This window comes from Caecibacteroides pullorum, from assembly GCF_019239235.1.
GTDB classification, from domain to species: Bacteria; Bacteroidota; Bacteroidia; order Bacteroidales; family Bacteroidaceae; genus Bacteroides; species Bacteroides pullorum.
The window spans coordinates 75324-97626 of sequence record NZ_JAAZTS010000005.1; the positions used below are offsets into that span (position 1 = coordinate 75324).

General features: G+C 49.4%; 23 protein-coding genes and 2 tRNA genes. 15 read left to right on the top strand and 10 right to left on the bottom strand.

Going from position 1 to position 22303, the window contains the following annotated elements:
• Positions 1-127: 127 nt before the first annotated feature.
• Positions 128-2890, bottom strand: a complete 2763-nt coding sequence (locus HF894_RS05725; protein WP_204971402.1) for an alpha-L-rhamnosidase — start codon at positions 2888-2890, stop codon at positions 128-130.
• 249 nt (positions 2891-3139) lie between these two features.
• Between HF894_RS05725 and argR the strand changes: the two genes are divergently transcribed.
• From argR to HF894_RS05775, 10 genes are all read left to right on the top strand, one after another.
• Positions 3140-3610: an arginine repressor gene (gene argR / locus HF894_RS05730; protein ID WP_021846385.1), complete on the top strand. Its 471-nt coding sequence runs from the start codon at positions 3140-3142 to the stop codon at positions 3608-3610.
• A 19-nt stretch (positions 3611-3629) separates the two neighbouring features.
• Complete coding sequence (locus HF894_RS05735) at positions 3630-4187, top strand: GNAT family N-acetyltransferase (RefSeq protein WP_021846384.1); 558 nt, start codon at positions 3630-3632, stop codon at positions 4185-4187.
• Between the two features lie 32 nt (positions 4188-4219).
• Positions 4220-5434, top strand: coding sequence for an argininosuccinate synthase (locus HF894_RS05740; protein WP_204969096.1), 1215 nt, complete (start codon positions 4220-4222; stop codon positions 5432-5434).
• A 10-nt stretch (positions 5435-5444) separates the two neighbouring features.
• Positions 5445-5657 carry a PspC domain-containing protein gene (locus HF894_RS05745; protein ID WP_021846382.1) on the top strand — a complete coding sequence of 71 codons (213 nt, stop codon included), beginning with the start codon at positions 5445-5447 and terminating at the stop codon, positions 5655-5657.
• A 21-nt stretch (positions 5658-5678) separates the two neighbouring features.
• Positions 5679-6647 (top strand): N-acetyl-gamma-glutamyl-phosphate reductase, encoded by a 969-nt coding sequence (gene argC / locus HF894_RS05750; protein WP_204971403.1) that lies wholly within the window; start codon positions 5679-5681, stop codon positions 6645-6647.
• A gap of 20 nt (positions 6648-6667) precedes the next feature.
• On the top strand, positions 6668-7054 hold the full coding sequence (locus HF894_RS05755; RefSeq protein ID WP_246593143.1) for a four helix bundle protein: 387 nt from the start codon (positions 6668-6670) through the stop codon (positions 7052-7054).
• 52 nt (positions 7055-7106) lie between these two features.
• Positions 7107-8231, top strand: coding sequence for an aspartate aminotransferase family protein (locus tag HF894_RS05760; RefSeq protein ID WP_204971405.1), 1125 nt, complete (start codon positions 7107-7109; stop codon positions 8229-8231).
• A gap of 213 nt (positions 8232-8444) precedes the next feature.
• Positions 8445-9221 carry a pyrroline-5-carboxylate reductase gene (gene proC / locus HF894_RS05765; RefSeq protein WP_204971406.1) on the top strand — a complete coding sequence of 259 codons (777 nt, stop codon included), beginning with the start codon at positions 8445-8447 and terminating at the stop codon, positions 9219-9221.
• 31 nt (positions 9222-9252) lie between these two features.
• A complete protein-coding gene (locus HF894_RS05770) occupies positions 9253-9801 on the top strand; it encodes a helix-turn-helix domain-containing protein (RefSeq protein WP_022021402.1) in 549 nt (182 codons plus the stop codon).
• Between the two features lie 13 nt (positions 9802-9814).
• A complete protein-coding gene (locus HF894_RS05775; RefSeq protein ID WP_204971407.1) occupies positions 9815-11473 on the top strand; it encodes an AMP-binding protein in 1659 nt (552 codons plus the stop codon).
• Between the two features lie 300 nt (positions 11474-11773).
• Here HF894_RS05775 and HF894_RS05780 read toward each other — a convergent pair whose 3' ends face one another.
• On the bottom strand, positions 11774-12391 hold the full coding sequence (locus tag HF894_RS05780) for a CatA-like O-acetyltransferase, family 2 (protein ID WP_204971408.1): 618 nt from the start codon (positions 12389-12391) through the stop codon (positions 11774-11776).
• Between the two features lie 72 nt (positions 12392-12463).
• Entirely contained in the window at positions 12464-13282 is an 819-nt protein-coding gene (locus HF894_RS05785) for a helix-turn-helix domain-containing protein (protein ID WP_204971409.1), read from the bottom strand.
• Positions 13283-13404: 122 nt separating this feature from the next.
• Here HF894_RS05785 and HF894_RS05790 point away from each other — a divergent pair, with 122 nt between their 5' ends.
• Complete coding sequence (locus tag HF894_RS05790) at positions 13405-13848, top strand: hypothetical protein (RefSeq protein ID WP_021847164.1); 444 nt, start codon at positions 13405-13407, stop codon at positions 13846-13848.
• Positions 13835-14410 carry a YdeI/OmpD-associated family protein gene (locus HF894_RS05795; RefSeq protein WP_021847165.1) on the top strand — a complete coding sequence of 192 codons (576 nt, stop codon included), beginning with the start codon at positions 13835-13837 and terminating at the stop codon, positions 14408-14410. Before HF894_RS05790 ends, HF894_RS05795 begins: the two co-directional genes overlap by 14 nt.
• Positions 14411-14717: 307 nt before the next feature.
• Here the strand turns inward: HF894_RS05795 and HF894_RS05800 are convergent.
• The 7 genes from HF894_RS05800 to prmC form a co-directional block, all read right to left on the bottom strand.
• A tRNA-Leu gene (locus HF894_RS05800) sits at positions 14718-14802 on the bottom strand.
• A 6-nt stretch (positions 14803-14808) separates the two neighbouring features.
• Positions 14809-14884 (bottom strand) — tRNA-Gly (locus tag HF894_RS05805).
• A 156-nt stretch (positions 14885-15040) separates the two neighbouring features.
• Entirely contained in the window at positions 15041-16384 is a 1344-nt protein-coding gene (argH, locus tag HF894_RS05810) for an argininosuccinate lyase (RefSeq protein WP_204971410.1), read from the bottom strand.
• Between the two features lie 25 nt (positions 16385-16409).
• A complete protein-coding gene (locus HF894_RS05815) occupies positions 16410-16820 on the bottom strand; it encodes an SRPBCC family protein (protein WP_075318455.1) in 411 nt (136 codons plus the stop codon).
• A 93-nt stretch (positions 16821-16913) separates the two neighbouring features.
• On the bottom strand, positions 16914-17552 hold the full coding sequence (gene pyrE / locus HF894_RS05820; RefSeq protein WP_021848276.1) for an orotate phosphoribosyltransferase: 639 nt from the start codon (positions 17550-17552) through the stop codon (positions 16914-16916).
• 88 nt (positions 17553-17640) lie between these two features.
• Positions 17641-18120, bottom strand: coding sequence for a regulatory protein RecX (locus HF894_RS05825; protein ID WP_394369819.1), 480 nt, complete (start codon positions 18118-18120; stop codon positions 17641-17643).
• Positions 18120-18956 (bottom strand): peptide chain release factor N(5)-glutamine methyltransferase, encoded by an 837-nt coding sequence (prmC, locus tag HF894_RS05830; RefSeq protein ID WP_204971442.1) that lies wholly within the window; start codon positions 18954-18956, stop codon positions 18120-18122. The genes HF894_RS05825 and prmC overlap by 1 nt, the downstream gene beginning before the upstream one ends.
• Positions 18957-19038: 82 nt before the next feature.
• Between prmC and ribD the strand changes: the two genes are divergently transcribed.
• The 3 genes from ribD (at position 19039) to HF894_RS05845 (ending at position 22271) form a co-directional block, all read left to right on the top strand.
• Positions 19039-20064 (top strand): bifunctional diaminohydroxyphosphoribosylaminopyrimidine deaminase/5-amino-6-(5-phosphoribosylamino)uracil reductase RibD, encoded by a 1026-nt coding sequence (gene ribD / locus HF894_RS05835; RefSeq protein WP_204971411.1) that lies wholly within the window; start codon positions 19039-19041, stop codon positions 20062-20064.
• A gap of 134 nt (positions 20065-20198) precedes the next feature.
• The gene (locus tag HF894_RS05840) at positions 20199-21515 is read left to right on the top strand and encodes a DUF6242 domain-containing protein (RefSeq protein ID WP_204971412.1); all 1317 of its coding nucleotides are present in this window, start codon (positions 20199-20201) and stop codon (positions 21513-21515) included.
• A gap of 21 nt (positions 21516-21536) precedes the next feature.
• Positions 21537-22271 (top strand): isoprenyl transferase, encoded by a 735-nt coding sequence (locus tag HF894_RS05845; RefSeq protein WP_075318452.1) that lies wholly within the window; start codon positions 21537-21539, stop codon positions 22269-22271.
• Positions 22272-22303: the final 32 nt, after the last annotated feature.

A 22303-nucleotide genomic window follows, 5' to 3' on the forward strand; every position in this document is an offset into this window, starting at 1 on the left:
TTATTGATGATACAAAAGTAACCGTTTATACTTCAACAAGTGATGTCTATTTTGATACTAAATCTGTTATATTTGACAATCACCTTTTTTCAAAATAAACGAAGAATAAACAAATCACCTGCTAAATTCATTCTTCCAAATTCTTCATCGGTATCAGCGAGACAGGCCCCAACAAGCCACTCGGCATAGGATCCCAACCTGCATAATTCCCTTCTTTATAGCCCAATGCCGCAATATTGATATCCTTAAAAATACGCCATTCAACTCCACGTTTATCCATATCAGCTATACGGTTAGCAGGCAAGTTCGTCACTTCAATTTCCAGTACATTCTCACCCGCACGCAGGTATTTGCCCACCTCGCAACGATAGGGGACAGCCCATAATGTAGCTACTTCGACACCATTGATACGAACACGTGCACTCTCGCGGACATCTCCCAACGAAAGTATCCATCCAGAAGCATTCTCAGGTGCATCCAGCTTAAAGCTCTTAGTATAGCAAGCAGTACCCATTGTCGTACGCGCACCTTCAAAATCTAAATCAGTCCAAGAACCTAACGCAACCTCATCAGGTACATCACTTACCGTCGGCATACTCTGTACAAAACGGAATTTCCATTCACCATCCAAACGGATTTGATCCTGCATCGGAGTAGTATACGTCCATGCCTGTACTTGTACATCATCTTTCGTAAACGTTTTTAATATCAACGATTCACCCGACCGCATCTGCATAAATACTTCCGTTCTTCCGTCCTTTTGACGCAGGCGAGCCTTTCCCGAAGTACCATCCATCGGATTATAAAAAATCGCCGACCGAGCCTCTACTGCCAAGGGTATCCAGGCTTCTGTATCCCTATCTGTCAAAGCAGCTATAAAATAATGATAACCTTCGGCATGGCTCCTGCGAATACAACTCAATCCATATTGAGTTTTCATCACCTCAGGAACAGCAGAGGTTTGCGCCAAAGTCTGTGCATAATCTTTGCCAAACAAGATATGTGCACCACCCGCTTGCTTCATAGATTGCATTTTTTTCCAAACGGCTTTAAAAGCGCTTCTACGACTCTCCAAATCCCCAAATCCAGGCACATCTTCAGGATACTGATCCAAAAAAACAATAGTAGCCCCCTCGTTAGCCAGCTGGCAAAGCTTTTCAAGCACATCTGCCGGCATCAGACGAACCCCAGGCACCACTAAAGCCTTGTATTTAGCCCCCCCCGAAGTTTCTAGCTTACCATCACGGAAGCACAAGGTACGTACAAATGCATCTGATATATAATCCATATCATAGCCGGCATCATTGATGCGATGTACTGCCTCGATAAATCGGGGAGCTCTTTCGGCCATTTTATGAATATCAAACATTAAAAGACGTCCATTTTGTTCCTGCCACATGTCGTACACGGGCAAATATACTAAGAAATCGTTGTCCGGCTTGCCCATCTGCAAGAAACTTTGGCAACGAGTAATGTACTGAAAGAAAGCTGGTGCGTCACGCCAGATACTATTCGTCGGACTCATGTCGACCGTCGCATAGAATTTCCATCCCGGCCAGGCAGCATCGGCAGGAGAATAAGTAGTACCATGGAAATAAGCATGGTTGACACCCGAAACAAACATCAGGTCGATATCTGGCTTACACTGAGATAAGGAGGTACGAAAATGTTCCGTCAGCCACGTAAATGTTTCAGAAGAAGTATAAGGTTTTCCCGCAATATGTGCCGCCGAGGAAGCATATTTCAGCATGGATAGATCTGAGTCATTCGGACGAGTCAACGAGTCCTTACGCAGACCCTTAATACCAAAATCAGAAAGGCCGAATCCTTCACACTCAGGAATATCAACCGTCGCATACAGATCAATCAAGTTGCCAGGAGAACCATGTGCCTGGTTACGCGTCTTTGCTCCATGTCGATGAGCCCACTCCGTCCACTGGCGCGTAAAATTTTCCTGGAGCATTTCAGCCAATGTTTCACGATAGTCGGATACAATGCGGCGTGCCACATCCGTCCGCCCCTCCTCCGACAGGAACTCAGGCAGATATTCTTCCAATTTATACCCACGCCGCGACAAAAACTCGTCGAATAGTCCTTTCGTCCAATCAGCTCCATAAACTTCATAAGAATCATTAAAGAAGTTATGAGGGTAAGAGCTATTCCCCTGCATGCCTCCAAAAGCCTTATCAAAACGGCCTAAATAACGTTCAACAGCCTCATGCGAAAAGTGATTCATCACATATCCTTCCCCGCCAGGAGCAGCCCGCTTCACCTTTTGGAATGTTTTACCACAAAATGCGGCAATCAGTCGCCAGTTTCCTTTTGGAGCCTTCCAGTCCAACCGGCCTTCGTGTACCTTATCGGTCAAATCCAAACATTTTCCATCCTCAGAAAAGGCCATCAGTCTCTCCAGTACTGCATAAGGTTTCTGTTTGCTATCCGTAGTCTCCACCTTCTGCTTCAGGCGCTCCCCTTTCTTCAACTGATATTCTTCGATAAGTAGACGACAGGCGGCATCCTCAATAGTCACTTCTGGTCCTCCAAACGGCCAACCTGTACCCGTATTCATATCCATCTGCATACCCAACCTAGCAGCTTCACTTTCTGCATGTCCCAACATTTCCATCCACTGAGGAGAAAGAAATGAAATATCACGTGCCTCGTTTCCTTTAACACCATAAATGGGAGTTATTTCCATTGTACCCATACCAGCGGCAGCATATTCTTCCAAACTGCGGGTAAGATTCGCCTTATCAACGGCGCTTCCCATCCACCACCAACGAGCGCCCGGCTTAGCCTCAACCGACATTTCCGGCCATGCGATATCTTGGGCGCTTAACAATCCGCATGCGCCCAAAGCCAGTACACAAGTCATCAATCGTTTATTCATAATATTCACAGGTTTTGTATTGGTAAATAAATCAGATTCATTTTTCCATATGACAAAAATACACAACTTTCTCCAAAACTCCTCTCTTTATTTTGGCTGTAATCTTATTGATTTTGCCACTTAGCAATGCCAAGTTATCTTTTAAAGTATATATATGAAGAATTAGGCTCTAAAAAAATGCTCATTTTTGCATATTCTTTCAAATATATTCTCTAATTTTGCGCCCAGTTAGAATAAACATGCAAAAAGATGAAGAAGAAAGCCAATCGGTTAGACGCCATCAAGATGATCATTTCGAGTAAGGAAATCGGCTCGCAGGAAGAGCTGCTCCAAGCCTTGGGGCAGGAAGGATTCGAACTGACGCAAGCCACCCTTTCGCGCGACTTGAAGCAGCTAAAGGTAGCCAAGGCGGCCAATACAAATGGGAAATATGTATACGTACTCCCCAATGACATCATGTATAAGCGCCACAACCACCAAAGCGCAAGCGAAATGCTTATGTCTAGCGGCTTCGTGTCGTTGCAATTCTCGCATAACATTGCTGTCATCCGTACCCGCCCCGGCTATGCCAGCAGCATCGCTTACGATATTGATAACCGCGAATGCCCCCACATCCTCGGAACCATTGCCGGCGACGACACCATCATGCTAGTACTGGCCGAAGAAACCTCACATAATGACGTGCGCACTTTCCTCTCCGAAATCATACCGAATATTTAAACAAAACAATAAGATAGAAATGGATTCTAAACAAATTGATGTGATGGTGGCAGACGCCTCACATGAAGTTTATGTGGATACAATTCTCGACACCATAAGGGAAGCCGCCAAGAAACGCGGCACAGGAATTGCCGAGCGCACACACGAATATGTAGCCACCAAAATGAAAGAGGGGAAAGCCATTATTGCCCTTTGTGGCAACGAGTTTGCTGGCTTCACCTACATCGAAAGTTGGGGCAACAAGCAATACGTAGCTACTTCTGGCTTGATTGTCCATCCCAAATATCAGGGTATCGGACTAGCCAAGCGTATCAAACAGGCCTCCTTCCGCCTGGCACGCCTCCGCTGGCCGTGGGCCAAGATATTCAGCCTTACCAGCGGCGCGGCCGTCATGAAGATGAACACCGAACTGGGCTATGTACCCGTCACTTTCAACGAGCTGACCGACGACGAGGCTTTCTGGAAAGGATGTGAAGGTTGCATCAACCACGACATCCTGGTGGCCAAGAACCGCAAGTTCTGTATCTGCACGGCCATGCTCTATGACCCTGCCCTGCACGAGGAGGATAAAATCTAAGAAGAAATGAATAAATAAACACATATTGAACAATGGAAGCAAAGAAGAAAAAAGTAGTGGTCGCTTTCAGCGGCGGATTGGATACCTCGTTCACCGTGATGTATCTGGCCAAGGAGAAAGGTTATGAAGTATATGCAGCCTGTGCCAACACGGGCGGATTCAGCGCCGAGCAGCTGAAAACCAACGAAGAGAATGCCTACAAGCTGGGTGCCGTGAAGTATGTCACCCTCGACGTAACGCAGGAATACTACGAAAAGAGCCTGAAATACATGGTTTATGGCAACGTGTTGCGCAACGGTACCTACCCCATCTCCGTCAGCTCCGAACGTATCTTCCAGGCACTGGCCATCGCCCGCTACGCCAACGAGATAGGCGCCGATGCCATTGCCCACGGCTCTACGGGTGCCGGCAACGACCAGGTGCGCTTCGACATGACCTTCCTCGTCATGGCTCCGGGTGTGGAAATCATCACCCTGACCCGCGACATGGCCTTGAGCCGTCAGGAAGAAATCGACTACCTGAACAAGCACGGCTTTGCCGCCGACTTTGCCAAACTGAAATATTCCTATAACGTAGGTATCTGGGGCACGAGCATTTGCGGAGGCGAAATCCTCGACTCGGCACAGGGTCTACCAGAGAGTGCCTACCTGAAGCATTGCACCAAGGAAGGCTCCGAGCAGCTGCTCCTCACCTTCGAGAAGGGTGAACTGAAGGCCGTGAACGGCGAACGCTTCGACGACCCCATCAAGGCCATCCAGAAGGTTGAAGAAATCGGTGCGGCCTATGGCATCGGACGCGACATGCACGTGGGCGACACCATCATCGGCATCAAGGGCCGCGTGGGCTTCGAAGCCGCCGCCCCCATGCTGATTATCGGCGCACACCGCTTCCTCGAGAAATACACCCTGAGCAAATGGCAGCAGTACTGGAAGGACCAGGTGGCCAACTGGTATGGCATGTTCCTCCACGAAAGCCAGTACCTGGAGCCCGTGATGCGCGACATCGAAGCCATGCTGACCGAGAGCCAGCGCAATGTGAACGGTACCGCCATCCTCGAACTCCGTCCGCTGGGCTTCCACACCGTAGGCGTGGAGAGCGCCGACGACCTGGTAAAGAACAAGTTCGGCGAATATGGCGAGATGCAGAAGGGCTGGACGGCCGAAGACGCCAAGGGCTTCATCAAAGTTTCGTCCACTCCGCTCCGTGCCTACTACGCTACGCACAAGGATGAACTGAACAACATCTGATTTTTCCGCCATGGAAGCAGAAAAGAAACTCAGACGCCCGCGCACCGGCCGCATGCTGGCCGGTGTATGCGCCGGCATCGCAAACTACTTTGCACTCGACCCCACCGTCATCCGCGTTGTCTACACGCTCGCGACCGTATTCACCGCCTTCTCGGGTGTCATCATCTACTTTCTGCTGATGCTGATTATCCCCGAAGAGGAAAACCGTTACTTTCAAGATTAAAACAGACAGATATTACATATTATGATTAAAGTAGGAATTATCGGCGGAGCCGGCTACACGGCAGGCGAACTCATCCGCCTGTTGCTGAACCATCCGGAGGCGGAAATCGTCTTCGTCAACAGCTCGAGCAACGCCGGCAACAAGATAACCGACGTGCACGAAGGTCTCTACGGCGAAACCGACCTGACCTTCACTGACCAGCTCCCGCTAGACGACATCGACGTGCTCTTCTTCTGCACCGCCCATGGCGACACGCGCAAGTTCCTGGAGAGCCACAACGTGCCCGAAGACCTGAAAATCATCGACCTCTCGATGGACTACCGCCTCAAGAGCGACGACCACGACTTCATCTACGGCCTTCCCGAGCTGAACCGTCGCGCCACCTGCACGGCCAAGCACGTAGCCAACCCCGGCTGCTTCGCTACCTGCATCCAGCTGGGCCTGCTTCCCCTGGCCAAAAACCTGATGCTAAACGACGACATTATGGTAAACGCCATCACGGGCAGCACGGGCGCAGGCGTCAAGCCGGGTGCTACAAGTCACTTCAGCTGGCGTAACAATAACCTGAGTGTCTACAAGGCTTTCGAACACCAACACGTGCCCGAAATCAAGCAGTCGCTCCGCCAGCTCCAGAACAGCTTCGACTCCGAAATCGACTTCATCCCCTATCGTGGTGACTTCGCCCGCGGCATCTTCGCCACCATCGTCGTGAAGACCAAGGTAGCTCTCGAGGAAATCCGCCGCATGTACGAAGAATACTATGCCAAGGATTCCTTCACGCACATCGTCGACAAGAACATCGATCTGAAGCAGGTGATCAACACCAACAAGTGCCTCATCCACCTGGAGAAGCACGGCGACAAGCTGCTCATCATCTCATGCATCGACAACCTGCTGAAGGGTGCCAGCGGCCAGGCCGTCCACAACATGAACCTGATGTTCAACCTCGAAGAGACGGTAGGACTGAGGCTGAAGCCGAGTGCGTTTTAATGAAGAATAAAGAACGAAGAATGAAGAATTCACGCAACAGGAAGGATTCGTTACTGCATGCCAAGAGTTACGCTTTTGCATTGAGGGTAATCGGCATGAACAGGTACTTGAGAGAGCAGGAACAAGAATTCATGCTGAGTAAGCAAGTTCTTCGTTCGGGTACGGCCATCGGCGCACTGGTCCGTGAATCGGAGTTTGCCCAAAGCCAAGCCGACTTCATTAACAAACTGAGCGTAGCGTTGAAAGAAGCAAACGAGACGGATTATTGGCTCAATCTGCTTCACGATTCGCAATACATAAACGACAATTCGTTCGAAAGCATGGAAAACGATTGTGGCGAACTCATCGCCCTACGCATTTCCTCCATCCGAACAGTAAAAAATAACCAGAAAAAGAGTGAGGAATAAACTCAGAAATTCTTCATTCTTAATTCTTAATTCTTAATTCTTCATTTAAAATATGAACTTATTCGATGTATATCCTTTGTTCGACATCAACATCATCAAAGGGAAAGGCTGCCACGTGTGGGACGAGAACGGTACGGAGTACCTCGACCTCTACGGCGGCCATGCCGTCATCTCCATCGGCCACGCCCATCCGCACTACGTGGAGATGATCAGCCACCAGGTAGCCACCCTGGGCTTCTACTCCAACTCCGTCATCAACAAGCTCCAACAGCAGGTGGCCGAACGCCTGGGCAAGGCCAGCGGCTACGAGGACTACTCGCTATTCCTCATCAACAGCGGTGCCGAAGCCAACGAAAACGCCCTGAAGCTGGCCTCCTTCCACAACGGACGCACACGGGTGGTGTCCTTCGCCAAGGCCTTCCACGGCCGTACGTCACTGGCCGTCGAAGTGACCAACAATCCCAAAATCATCGCCCCCATCAACGATTGCGGCCACGTCACCTACCTGCCGCTCAACGACACGGCCGCCATGCAGGCCGAGCTGGCCAAGGGTGATGTCTGCGCCGTCATCATCGAAGGCATCCAGGGCGTAGGCGGCATCCAGCTACCCACCGACGAATTCATGCACGCCCTCCGTCAGGCCTGTACGGAGACGGGCACCGTGCTAATCCTCGACGAGATACAGAGCGGCTACGGACGTAGCGGCAAGTTCTTCTCCCACCAGCACCAGGGCATCCGTCCCGACATCATCACCGTAGCCAAGGGCATCGGCAACGGCTTCCCCATGGCCGGCGTGCTCATCAGCCCCATGTTCACACCCGTCTACGGCCAGCTGGGCACCACCTTCGGAGGCAACCACCTGGCCTGCTCCGCCGCCCTGGCCGTGCTCGATGTCATGGAGCAGGAACACCTGGTGGAGAATGCCGCCCGTGTAGGTACCTACCTGCTGGATGAGCTGAAGAAATTGCCCCAAATCAAGGACGTACGCGGCCGCGGCCTGATGATCGGCCTCGAGTTCGACGAACCCATCAAAGACCTGCGCCTGCGCCTGCTCAAGGAGCAGCACGTCTTTACGGGCGTGAGCGGCACCAACGTCATCCGTCTCCTGCCGCCTCTCTGCCTGTCCATGGACGAGGCCAGCCTCTTCCTCGAGCGGTTCAAGAAAGTGCTAGGCTGATACCCTTTTATCCATCTTCCCTTTCGGCGTGAATAGCATAAGCATCTTCGGACACTTATGTTTTCCACGCCGAAATCTTTTCATACCGGTCTAATTTTTCTGTCGACAACAAAAAGCAAGGTTCCCGTTGCATTTTTCTGGCAAGGTGTACAAATTTCTTTCCAAAACTTATTAACTTTGCCAGAAATCAATCTTTATCTAAAACAAACGCTTATGAGAACAGCCATCATCGGAGCAGGAAACATGGGCGGAGCCATCGCCCGCGGACTGGCAAAAGGCACCATTATCCCTGCCTCAGAGATTATCGTTTCGAACCCCACGCAAGACAAACTCGACGTTCTGAAAGCCGAAATTCCCGACATACAGGTAACCTCAAGCAACCGGAAGGCAGCAAAAGACGCCGATCTCATCATTCTGGCCGTAAAACCCTGGCTGGTAAACGATGTACTTAGCGAAATAAAGCCGAAAGCTCCACAAATGCTGATATCCATTGCCGCCGGCATCAACTTGGGCGAACTGTGGAACATGCTGAATTGTCAGCCACTTCCCCTTTTTCGTGTGATTCCCAACACCGGTATCAGCGAGATGCAAAGCATGACGCTCATTACCAGCGCCTACGCCACCTCTGAACAAGCCAAACAGGTACTGGATATTTTCAACGAAATGGGGCTTGCCATACTCCTACCCGAAGAGAAATTTGCCGCCGCCACGTCTATGACCTCCTGCGGCATTGCCTATGCACTGAAGTACATCCAGGCTGCCATGCAAGCCGGTGTGGAGCTTGGCATCCGTCCCACAGACGGCATGAAAATGGTAGCCCAGTCTCTCAAAGGTGCCGCTGAGCTCATCCTCAACAACGATACGCACCCTGCCCTCGAAATAGACAAAGTGTGTACCCCCGGCGGACTCACCATCAAAGGTATCAACAGCCTGGAGCACGACGGATTCACATCGGCCATTATCAATGCAATAAAAGCAAGTACCACTTAACCATTTATCATTCTAATCACTAAATAACAGTATGGACGAACAGATTAAACAAATAGCCGAGCGCCTGCGCGGATTGCGCGACGCCATGGAACTGACTCCCAACGACATTGCCAACGAATGCGGCATCGACAAGGACGAATACGAACGCGCCGAATCGGGCGAACACGACATCTCCGTGAGCATGCTCCAGCAGATAGCACGCCACTACAACATCGCCCTCGACGCGCTGATGTTCGGCGAAGAACCCAAGATGAGCACCTACTTCCTGACGCGTGCCGGCAAGGGCATCAGCGTGGAGCGCACCAAGGCCTACAAGTACCAGTCGCTGGCTGCCGGATTCAAGGACCGCAAGGCCGACCCCTTCATCGTGACCGTAGAGCCCAACGACCGCCCCATGCACTACAACACGCATGCCGGACAGGAATTCAACCTCGTCATCGAAGGCACCCTGCTCCTGAGCATCGGCGGCAAGGAACTCACCCTGACCCCAGGCGACAGCATCTACTTCAACTCCAGCCTGCCCCACGGCATGAAGGCCCTCGACGGCAAGACCGTGCGCTTCCTGGCAATCATCATGTAAAATTAGCACAACTATGATAGAAAGATTTCTCCAACAAACCACATTTACTTCCCAACAGGATTTTATAGATAACCTAAAGATAAACGTACCCGACAACTTCAACTTCGGCTACGACGTCGTGGACGCTTGGGCCGCCGAGCAACCCGACAAACCCGCCCTGCTCTGGACCAACGACAAGGGCGAGCACCGTCAGTTCAGCTTCGGCGACATGAAGCGCTATACCGACATGACGGCCAGCTACTTCCAGAGCCTCGGCATCGGCCGCGGCGACATGGTGATGCTCATCCTGAAGCGCCGCTACGAGTTCTGGTTCAGCATCGTGGCCCTCCACAAGCTGGGCGCCGTCGTCATCCCCGCCACCCACCTGTTGACGAAGAAGGACATCGTCTACCGTTGCAACGCCGCAGACATCAAGATGATTGTCTGCGCGGGCGAATCGGTCATCACCGACCACATCACCGCCGCCATGCCTGAGTCGCCCAGCGTGAAGCGCCTGGTCAGCGTAGGCCCCGAAGTGCCCGAAGGCTACGAAGACTTCCACAAGGGCATCGAGGCCGCCGCACCCTTCGTCAAGCCCGAACACCCCAATACGAACGACGACATCTCGCTGATGTACTTCACCAGCGGCACCACAGGCGAACCCAAGATGGTGGCCCACGACTTCACCTACCCGCTGGGACACATCGTCACGGGCTACATCTGGCACAACCTGAAACCCAACAGCCTCCACCTCACCATCGCCGACACTGGCTGGGGCAAGGCCGTGTGGGGCAAGCTCTACGGCCAGTGGATAGCCGGCGCCAACGTCTTCGTCTACGACCACGAGAAGTTCACCCCTGCCGACATCCTGCAAAAGATACAGGACTACCACGTCACCTCGCTCTGCGCGCCGCCCACCATCTTCCGCTTCCTCATCCACGAAGACCTCACGAAGTACGACCTGTCGCACCTCGAGTACTGCACCATCGCAGGCGAGGCACTGAACCCCGCCGTGTTCGACACCTTCAAGAAGCTCACGGGCATCCGTCTGATGGAAGGCTTCGGCCAAACCGAAACCACCCTGACCGTTGCCACCATGCCCTGGATGGAGCCGAAGCCCGGCAGCATGGGCCTGCCCAACCCGCAATACGACGTGGACCTCATCGACTCCGAAGGCCGTTCCGTCGAAGCCGGCGAGCAGGGACAGATCGTCATCCGCACCGACAAGGGCAAGCCCCTCGGCCTGTTCAAGGAATACTACCGCGCCCCTGAGCGTACCCGTGAAGCCTGGCACGACGGCATCTACTACACGGGCGACGTGGCGTGGAAAGACGAAGACGGCTACCTGTGGTTCGTGGGGCGTGCGGACGACGTCATCAAGAGTTCGGGCTACCGCATCGGCCCGTTCGAAGTGGAAAGTGCGCTGATGACCCATCCTGCCGTCGTAGAGTGTGCCATCACCGGCGTGCCCGACGAAATCCGCGGCCAGGTTGTCAAGGCCACCATTGTCCTCTCCAAGGCCTACAAGGACAAGGCAGGCGACGCCCTCATCAAGGAGCTTCAGAACCACGTGAAGCGCGTCACCGCCCCCTACAAGTATCCGCGTGTCATCGAGTTTGTGGACGAGTTGCCCAAGACCATCAGCGGCAAGATACGTCGCGTCGAAATCCGCAAGAACGACGAGAAACAATAAGCCGCGGGCTTACCCTTCATAGCCTCAGCCGAAACCTCTTTTCCTAACATCAGAAAAAGGGGTTTCGGCTTTTTCTATTTACTCAACATAACCATGAACTTGGCGTTTCTAAAGTAGATAGTTACGCGGCTAATGTAGGTAGTTAGCAGGCTAATGTAGGCAATTAAAACATTTGTGAAAGCAATTCCCTTTCCCATTCTACCTATATCAAACTATATTAGTGAAAGTTTCACGCCTTCACAAAATCATAATTCCCTGTAAATAAGAGCCATATAGTGAAACATAGACGGGAAAGACAAATTATAGCTGAAAATCAAAAACAGGTTGAAGTTCCTCCAAAAATTGTGCTGCATGAGCTCCGTCCATCTGTGTATGATGGAACTGGAATGAAACGGTCAAGTATTTCCTGAAGAAACGGTTTTTGATTCTTCCCCATATCAGGAATGGATTGTTGAATATACCGCTATACATACCAACAGCACCATCTATTTCATAATTTACAAGAGCAGAGGTCCCAATAACCATACTTTCAGTCAAATCATGATTTTGACATGTTTCAGCAACTTGACCAGTTAGCCGGATATAATCACTATTAAATTGATTCAGATCTTCTGAAAAAGGAATATCACAGGAACTTACTTCCCCTAATCTATTGGCAACAATCGTATTCACGGCAATTGTATCATATTGAATCAGCTTGTCGCCAACTGGAAGCATATAGAATTCCTTGATGTCGGAAGCAGCCTTGCCGATACACCAACACATCAGCATGTTTAGTTTTAGCCCTTTCTTTTTACTAATTCTTACAAGATTAGTCACATCAAGCGTCTTGAAAAATGTGACCATTGGCATAGGGGCCTGCATCCACATTTCGTATGCGTACGCACGTGTTGTTAAGGCGGGATTTATTTCTTTCATTTCTATGTGTCCTTTAAAATTAGGGCACAAAAATAATACGGGACTTTGATTATGGATAGAATAAAAGAGACATTATAATGGAGTGGTAAACAAATCGGAATATGGCTCACATATTTCTCTTAGTGATAAGGGAGTATACCCACTGAGCGTTCTAAATTCACGGATAAAATGTGACTGGTCCGAATAACCGCATTGATATGCTATCTGTGCCAGACTAAGACTTTCAGGTTGGTTTTGCATAAGCTTAAGAGATTTCTGAAATCGTACGATTCGTGCATACTCCTTCGGATTCATACCGACCATGGCAAGGAAAACCCGTTCAAACTGTTTCTTGCTTAGGCAAGCAATAGATGCAAGTTCAGAAATCCTAATATCAGGAGTAGAATACATCTGACGGATAACTGCCGTAATCCGGTCAATATCCAGTTCACGCTTTGATGTCGAATGGTTTCTTAATTGTGAAAGCAACCATTGTTCTATAAGATTTATACAGTAGTCATTATCTTCGCAATCCAAAACTCTCGCAGCAAGACCATTTAAAATCTTATTCTCCAGTCCATAACCCGACACTTCCCTATTATAGAATAGAGATGTGGGGACATTAAGAAAGGTGCTCATGGCATATGGATGAAATACAACTACAATCATTTCAATACTATCCTCAGCACTGATATGAGACGAAAAATTCACCTGCCCGCTAATAGTCAGTTTATCCTGTTTCGTGTTTAATTCTGGAATATATAAAGCCGACTTTTTATGAAATATAATCTGAGGGCAACCAATTGGGAAGGTGTAAGTCTCAATCGGTTGATTATTCTCAAATATCCAATAGTATCTGACATAATCCCTCAACTGCTGGCATGGTTTATAAAATTTGAATCCGCTTGTCATCTATAAACATGTTTGTTTTTCCTAAAAACAAGTACAAAGATACTATTATCGGAATATCTTTTGAAACACGCCAATAAATATTGAAGATATTTCCGTATTTTTGAAATCTAAAAAAGAATGGCATGGAATTATCAGACTGGTTCAAGGGATTCGAAAAAGGGATAAGCTGCCTGAACGAGGAACAGCGCGCCTCATTCTTTTCGGAATGCGGGAAAAATTGTGTGAAATGTGGAACACTGCAAATCTATCAGGAACTATATGAAAAAGCAAATGGTGATTTGGACACCTTCTTTTCAGAAGCAGACAAACTGCCCGGAGTGAAAAGTGAAATCATTGAAAAAGGTTCTGTGTATCATCTGCACTTTATGGAATGTACCTGCATGCTGCACCGGCAAGGATATGTTTCCACACCTTTACTTTGCGAGTGCTCCAAACAAAGCATTCTTTACGTCTTGCATTCATTATGGAAAGACAAGGCTTTTCAGGTAACAATCTGCGAATCCATTTTACGAGGTAGCCAACATTGCAAAATGCAAATTGAAACGACAGACAATGGAAATACATAATTTACTGGACATCAAATCAAGGGCAGAACTGCGTGAATGGTTAATACAGAACCACAAAACGGAGAAAGAATGCTGGGTAGTCGTGAAACGTGGTAGACCTACGGATGATAATACTTTCTGGTATATTGACGCTGTAGAAGAAGCCCTATGCTTCGGTTGGATAGATAGTACAACAAAGAAGATAGCAAATGAAATAACAGTTCAGAAACTTTGTCCCAGAAAACCACGAAGCAACTGGTCCGAACTCAACAAAGAGAGATGCCGCAGAATGGAACGATTAGGGCTAATGACTGATGCCGGAAGAGCCGTTCTACCGGATATGTCACCTAGTGGTTTTACCATCGACAAGGACCTCTTACAAAGGCTACACTCAGACCCAGTAGTATGGAACAACTTCTGCCAGTTCCCTGATTTATATAAGCGAATCAGAATTGACACCATTCAGATCAAAAGAAAACAACCTGAACTTTTTGAAAGCCGCCTGAATAAATTTATAGAAAACACGCGAAAAGGACTTCTCTATGGAGAATGGAATGATAATGGAAGATTATGGGCTCCATAACCATATCTCAACTTTGACAAACACTGGAATACATTCAATGATCTTCTTACCAAGTGCTTCGTCACCCTTTCATAAAGCACTACGTTACACCCTCATGAAGCACTACCTCACACCTTCATAAAGCACTGTGTTACACCCTCATGAAGCACTGTGTTAGAATCCCATGAAATGCTGTATTTCCTCAACTATAGGAAGTAGAATATAAATAAGAAAGTTCGAGAATAACTTGGTCTATGCTATGTTTTGTACATAAAGAAAAAACTCCTTGCAAGCTATTATCTTACAAGGAGTTACATAAAGCATATCGTACTCGAAGCGGGACTTGAACCCGCACAGCCGCAATGGCCAAGGGATTTTAAGTCCCTCGTGTCTACCGATTCCACCATTCGAGCATCCATTGGAGCGGAAAACGAGACTCGAACTCGCGACCCCAACCTTGGCAAGGTTGTGCTCTACCAACTGAGCTATTTCCGCAGAATCGTTTGAAAGAACGGGTGCAAAGATAAACAGTTTCAGCATTACAGCCAAACATTTGACACAAAAAAAGAAGGTCTTCTGCAAGAAAATTACCATTTGCAGAAAACCTCCTCGATATTGTCACTTCATAAAGGACGCACACGGGCACCCCTTTCAACCACGGCCTAGCAAACGTTTTTCAGCCTGCTCCATCGTGGAGAAGTTGAAGCCTTCAACAACTTGTTCCATCAGCCGGGCAATGCGGTCGTTGCACAGATTGCCGATGCTGCCTTCATGGGTGTGGTGCACTTCTTTGCGGGGAGTGAAGCGCCCGGCTTCGATGTCGAGTCCCACCTTCTTGTAGGCATCACGGAAGGGCATGCCCTCGCGCGCCAGGCGATTGACTTCTTCCACGCTGAAGATAAGCGAATAGCGGTCGTCGTCCAGAATATGGTCGTTCACCTTGATTTCGTTCATAATGTAGGTGGTCATCTGCAGGCAGTCCTTCAGTTCCTGGAAGGCGGGTAGGAAGACTTCCTTGATGATTTGCAGGTCGCGGAAGTACCCCGAGGGCAGGTTGTTGGCTATCATCATAATCTGCTGGGGCAGCGACTGAAGCTTGTTGCACTTGGCACGGGTCAGCTCGAAGACGTCGGGGTTCTTCTTGTGGGGCATGATGCTGGAGCCAGTGGTGCACTCGTCGGGCAGCTTGACGAAGCCGAAGTTCTGGCTATTGAACAGGCAGGCGTCAAATGCCAGCTTGGAGAGGGTACCAGCGATGGTGGCCAGGGCGAAGGCTACGTTACGCTCCATCTTACCGCGGCCCATCTGGGCGTAGACGACGTTGTAGTTCATCGAGTCGAAGCCCAGCAGGCGGGTGGTCATCGTACGGTCGAGGGGAAAGGACGAGCCATAGCCGGCGGCCGAACCGAGGGGGTTGCGGTTGCACATGCGGAAGGCGGCCTGCAGGAACATCATGTCGTCCACAAGGCTCTCGGCATAGGCGCCAAACCACAGGCCGAAGGACGAGGGCATGGCTATCTGCAGGTGGGTATAACCGGGCATGAGGACATCCTTGTAGCGGTCGCTCTGACGGATGAGCACGCCGAAGAGCTGCTCGACGGCCAGGGCGATGTCCTTGATCTGCTCGCGGGTGAAGAGCTTGAGGTCAAGCAGCACCTGGTCGTTGCGCGAACGACCGCTATGTATCTTCTTGCCTACGTCACCCAGCTTGCGGGTGAGCATGAGCTCTACCTGCGAATGGACGTCCTCGACGCCATCCTCAATGACGAACTCGCCCCGCTCGGCCAAGGCATAAATCTGCTTCAACTCGGCCAAGAGCTGCTCCAGTTCGTCTTTCTCAAGCAATCCGATACTCTGGAGCATGGTGATGTGGGCCATGGAGCCCAGCACGTCGTGCTTAGCCAGGTAGAGGTCCATTTCGCGATCGCGCCCCACGGTGAAGCGCTCGATATCCTTGTTTACTTGTACTGATTTCTCCCAAAGTTTCTGTGCCATGTCACTTTTCCTCCTCACAAAACGGTTAATATTGTATCAGGGCCAGCATGTCGGCCATTTTTTCCAGTCCCTCCTGCAAGGGCTTCTGCACCATGGCTTTCATGAAGGGGTTGAGCTCCATGCCGATGGTGAGCTTCATCTTGCACTCGGCCTCGCCCGTAGGCACAATCTGTATCCACAGGTTGAAGGGCAGCGGCGAGGTGGTGGTGCCGAACTTGATGCACTTCTCGGGTTCGCGTTCGACAATCTCCAGCGTAATGGTTCCAACGGGGGGCACTTCGACACTAAGGGTGTCTGCCGTGAACGACAGGTTCTTCACCTTGTCTTCGGGCAGGCGGTCCTTGACTTTCTCCAGATTGCTCAAATCGGACAATTTGCCGTAAACGGCACTTTGGGAGGCGGGAATTACCTTCACTCCACTCTCAAATTTCGTCATATATGTTCAGCTTAAATAAAGACAAAAAAGAACCCTTCGGGCAAAATTGCCCGAACAGTTCTTTCTTTAACTATCACCATAAAACAAGATTTCTTACTTTCCAGCATCCCAGTGCGCAGGATCTTTTCTCCATTCTTCCAGCGTAGGGATATCGCCATCTTCGATGTAGCCGGTACGCAAAGCGACTTCGAGCACAGCTTCATAGTTGGTCAGTGTAACCAAAGGCACTTTTGCTTCCTTGAAAGCCTTCTCGGAAATGGGGAAGCCATAAGTATAGGAAGCCACCATACCTATCACTTCGCAACCGTCACGACGAATAGCCTCAACAGCCTTCAAGCTACTGCCACCCGTCGAAATAAGGTCTTCTACGACAACGACCTTCATACCGGGACGAAGCTCGCCCTCGATCAAGTTCTCCAATCCGTGGTCCTTAGGAGTGGAGCGTACATATACAAACGGAAGGTTCAGCGCATCGGCCACCAAAGCACCTTGAGGAATGGCACCCGTAGCTACGCCGGCGATAGCGTCCACCTGTCCGAAACGTTCCAAAATGAGTCGTGTAATTTCAATCTTTACAAAATTGCGAAGAGAAGGATAAGAAAGGGTCTTGCGGTTATCACAATAGAAAGGCGATTTCCAACCTGAGGCCCAAGTGAAGGGGTTAGCAGGCTGTATCTTTACAGCTTTGATTTTCAGCAACTTCTCTGCAAACAATTTTTCTAAATTTCTCATAGCAAACTATTCTTATGATCAAATATGGTACAAAAATACAGAATCGGAATGAAAATAGAAACGAAAAGATACATATTTTTTTGTCTACCTATTCATTTTCTTCAGAAATGTCCATACAACGGCGTATATCGTCCATTGCAAACCCACGCCCTAAGGCAAAACGAACAAGTTTTCCTTCCAATTCTCGAGCATTGGCGGCACGCACCGTCTTCCGCTTGGCAGCCAGCAAGGACCGAAGCCCCAACAAATAATCGGATTCATCAATCACCTCGTCCAGCAAGGGTTCATAAACGTTCGGCGACAAATGTTTGGCCCTCAATGCCTGTCCGATTTTCACCTTTCCCCAACGGGCAAAAAGATACTTATCGCGAATGAAAGCACAACAGTATCTTTTCTCATCCAGAAAACGGTCTTTTTCCAAGGCTAAAACTATGCTTTCCCGTGCTTCACTGTCCAGCCCCCAACGAAACAACTTTTCTTCCACATCCGCCCGACAACGCTCTGCCACGGAGCAATAGGCAGAAAGACGCGCCAAGGCTTCCTTTGCATCTATTTCCTTGTTCATCATTATTTTTCAGCAATTACAAAACGATCATTTTGTGACAAATCCTTTTTTACACGAACCCTGACATACCCCATCGTACGAAGCATCTCTACCATCTCGCGGCCATAAGCCCGATTGATCTCAAAATAAAGCCGGCCGCCATCGGCCAACATGTCACGCCCCAAGACGGCAATGCGGCGATAGAAGCGCAAGGGATCATCGTCGGGCACAAACAGGGCAAGTGAGGGCTCCCACTGGAGCACATTCGGCTCCATATCTGCCTTTTCGGCCTCTGTGACATAGGGCGGATTGCTTACAATGACATCATACAGTCCTACCTCGTCCACCTGGCAAGCGAGCACGTCGCACTCCACGAAACGCACGTTCGCCTGAAGTTTGCGGGCATTAACACGCGCCACACTGAGGGCTTCGGGCGACACATCCCAAGCCGTTACCAAAGCATCGGGTAATTCCTTAGCCAACGAAATGGCGATACAACCGCTACCTGTCCCCACATCCAATATCCGTGCATCCGCAGGTATCTCCTTCAGCATCAGCTCCACCAGTTCTTCTGTTTCAGGGCGCGGGATGAGCACACCAGGAGCGACCCAAAACTCTCTTCCAAGGAACAAAGTACGGCCTTCGATGTATTGCAAAGGTTCAAATCGGGACAAACGTTGCAGAATGTCCTCCAGTTCTTGTTCTTTTTTTGGAGATAAAGCTATATCTTTGCCCAGATAATAGTCGGTCGGTGCCTGTCCCAACAGATCACAACACACGATACGTGAAAGGGCGGAAACTTCTTCTGCCGTATAATAAGGCTGAAGTCGGCTACGGATATAGGCAACGATCTTATTCATCATTATTTATAACTAAAAGGGATAAGAAAGTCTTTTAGAACTAAGCTGCAAAAGTACACATTATCCCTAAACAAAGAAATATATGGAAGACGAAAAATACATGCGCCGCTGCATCCAACTGGCACGCAACGGACTCTGCAACACAGCCCCTAACCCGATGGTAGGAGCAGTCATCGTACACAACGGCCGCATCATCGGAGAAGGATATCATGTGCGTTGCGGGCAGGCACACGCCGAAGTGAACGCCATTCGCTCCGTCAAAGCCCCTGCCCTGTTAAAGGAATCGACGATATACGTCAGCCTGGAGCCTTGCGCCCATTATGGCAAGACGCCCCCCTGCGCCGACCTGATCATAGAAAAACAGATACCACGCATCGTCATCGGATGTCAAGATCCCTTTGCGAAAGTGGCAGGAAGGGGCATACAGAAGCTACGCGACGCCGGCCGCGAGGTGGTTGTGGGAGTACTCGAAGAAGAATGCCGACAACTGATCCGCCGCTTCATCACCTTCCACACCCGCAAGCGTCCCTACATCACCCTGAAATGGGCAGAATCGGCCGACGGCTTTATCGACCGACTAAGAACGGAAGGTAACCCGACCGTGCTCTCCAGCCCACTGACCAGCATGTTGGTTCACAAACTGAGAACGGAACATGCTGCCATCCTCGTAGGCACCGACACCGCACGGCTCGATAACCCCCGACTCAACGTGCGCCACTGGTATGGCCCTGCCCCCGTGCGTATCACCATCGACCGCCACCATCGGTTGCCCCAAGATCTTAACTTGTTCGACGGCTCCCAACCCACACTGGTATACACAGAAGAAAACTTGTCCGAAATATTGAAAGATCTGTACGAACGCCAGCTACAATCTCTTTTGGTCGAAGGAGGAAGCCGACTTCTCCAGTCGTTTATCGACGCAGGCTTATGGGACGAAATCATAGTAGAAGAAGCCCCCATGATATTGGGCGAAGGCGTAAAAGCCCCCTTGCTATCCCCGCAGGACATCTACCGCAGGGAATGCCATTTCGGACGAGGATACCGTCATTACTTCACACAGGAAAAGCTTCTGATGAAAACAGACGACCCTGCCCGGCAAGGCTTCTAACGCCTGCAAATTGAGCCATTTAATCGACAAAAAGGCTCATATTATCTATAATTTTATATAAAACTTCCCCACAAAGGTATTTATAGAAAAAAATGTTCCTATTTTTGCAGCTTGAATAAACAATATAACAACAAATGAGACTGAAGTTTTTATCCATTATCATAAGTTTTCTCACTGTATCTATCGTCATCAGTTCGTGCCTGAACTCAGACAACAACTATGAATATAGCACCGATGCTACCGTTCACGCATTCGAGCTTGACACGATTTATGGCGTAAACTACAAATTCGAAATAGACCAAATCCAGCGACTCATCTATAACCGCGACTCCCTTCCCATGAGTGCGGATACCCTTATAGACAGTATCAAAATCACGACATTTACGACAACAAGTGGCATCATCATGTCGGGTACGCCTGACACGCTGTTCAATGCAGACAACTACCAGAACCTGCTTCCCGCCATGAACTCGGCAAGCGGATTGCAATTCAAGGTGGTAGCCGCAGATGGCATCACAAGCCGCCTCTACAGACTGATTATCAATGTCCACAAGGAAGATCCCGATTCGCTGGTATGGCATAAAATGACTTCTGCGCCTGCTATCGCAACAACGGCACAAGGTCTGAAATCGATTGTATTGAACGACGAATTGTTTGTCTACAATGCCCCCAACGCCGGCTACAAGACATCCATCGTCCCCAGTGAATACAGTTGGCAAGGCATTACACCCAACCTGCCAACCAATGCAATACTCAGTACGCTTACCAATTTCCAAGAAGGACTTTGGGTCAATACAGAAGACGGCTCCGTCTACTCTTCAACAGACGGCATCAACTGGCAAAAGCAGGAATCTTTGAGCGGGCATATCGTAAGTCTGCTGACAGCATTCCCCGCCAATGAAATCAGCGGTACTCCTACCCAACTGAGTGCTATTATGAAGAACGAAACCGACGGTAAGAACTACTTCTGTATTACCGACGGCACCACATGGGTTCAGCAAGACGAAGTACCCGAAGGTTTCCCAACCGCCAACTATTCAGCCTGCACCTTGACTACATCAAACGGTCTGAACAAGGTATTCCTGGTAGGCAACGTATCGCAAGATGACAATGAGCAAACCGTACCCTGGTCTTCCATGAGTGGTTATGGCTGGGTGGACCTGAGCACCACTACCACTTCCCATTGTCCAGCCCTGACCAATCCCAGCATCATCTATTACGACGATGCACTCTACATTATGGGAGGCAAACTGGAAGCCTTTTATAAATCGGCAACAGGTGGCATCGCATGGGAGAAACAGGAAGAAAAAGTCGTATTCCCCGCAGAATTTGCTTCGAAAGGTACCTCATACACAATCACAGTAGACAAGAACAATTTCATCTGGATCATATGGGGAGGTACCACCAATGAAGTATGGCGTGGTTGCCTCAACAAATTAAAGAAATACTAATACCGCTTTATAGATATAAAGATGTCATATAAAGAACAAATCGACCTTAATCGGGTGCCACAGCACGTAGCCATCATCATGGATGGAAACGGACGATGGGCCAAACAACGCGGACACGAACGCAGTTTTGGTCACCAAGCCGGTGCAGAGACTGTGCACATCATTGCCGAAGAAGCAGCAAGGATGGGTGTCAAATATTTGACCCTCTACACTTTCTCCACTGAAAATTGGAACCGTCCTGAAACAGAAATCAGTGCACTGATGGGACTGCTGTTTGACTCCATTGAGGAAGAAACGTTCATGAAGAACAACATCAGTTTCCGCGTGATAGGTGATATCGCCAAACTGCCTGCCAATGTACAAACCCGTTTGAACAGTTGTATCGAACATACCTCAGCCAATACGGGCATGTGTCTCGTTCTGGCCTTGAGTTATTCCTCACGTTGGGAGCTAACCGAAGCAACACGTCAAATAGCCGAAGAGGTAAAAAATGGGATTCTGTCTCCAGAGCAGATAGACGACCGTACCATCAGCCGGCATCTGGCTACCAATTTCATGCCCGATCCCGACTTGCTGATACGGACGGGAGGCGAAATCCGATTAAGCAATTACCTGTTATGGCAATGTGCCTATTCGGAACTTTACTTCTGCGACACCTATTGGCCCGACTTCCACGAAGAAGAATTCTGCCGTGCCATTTGTGACTACCAGAAACGTGAAAGAAGGTTTGGTAAAACCAGTGAGCAAATCAGTTGAAACCATAAATAAAGAAATAGAATAGTAATCTG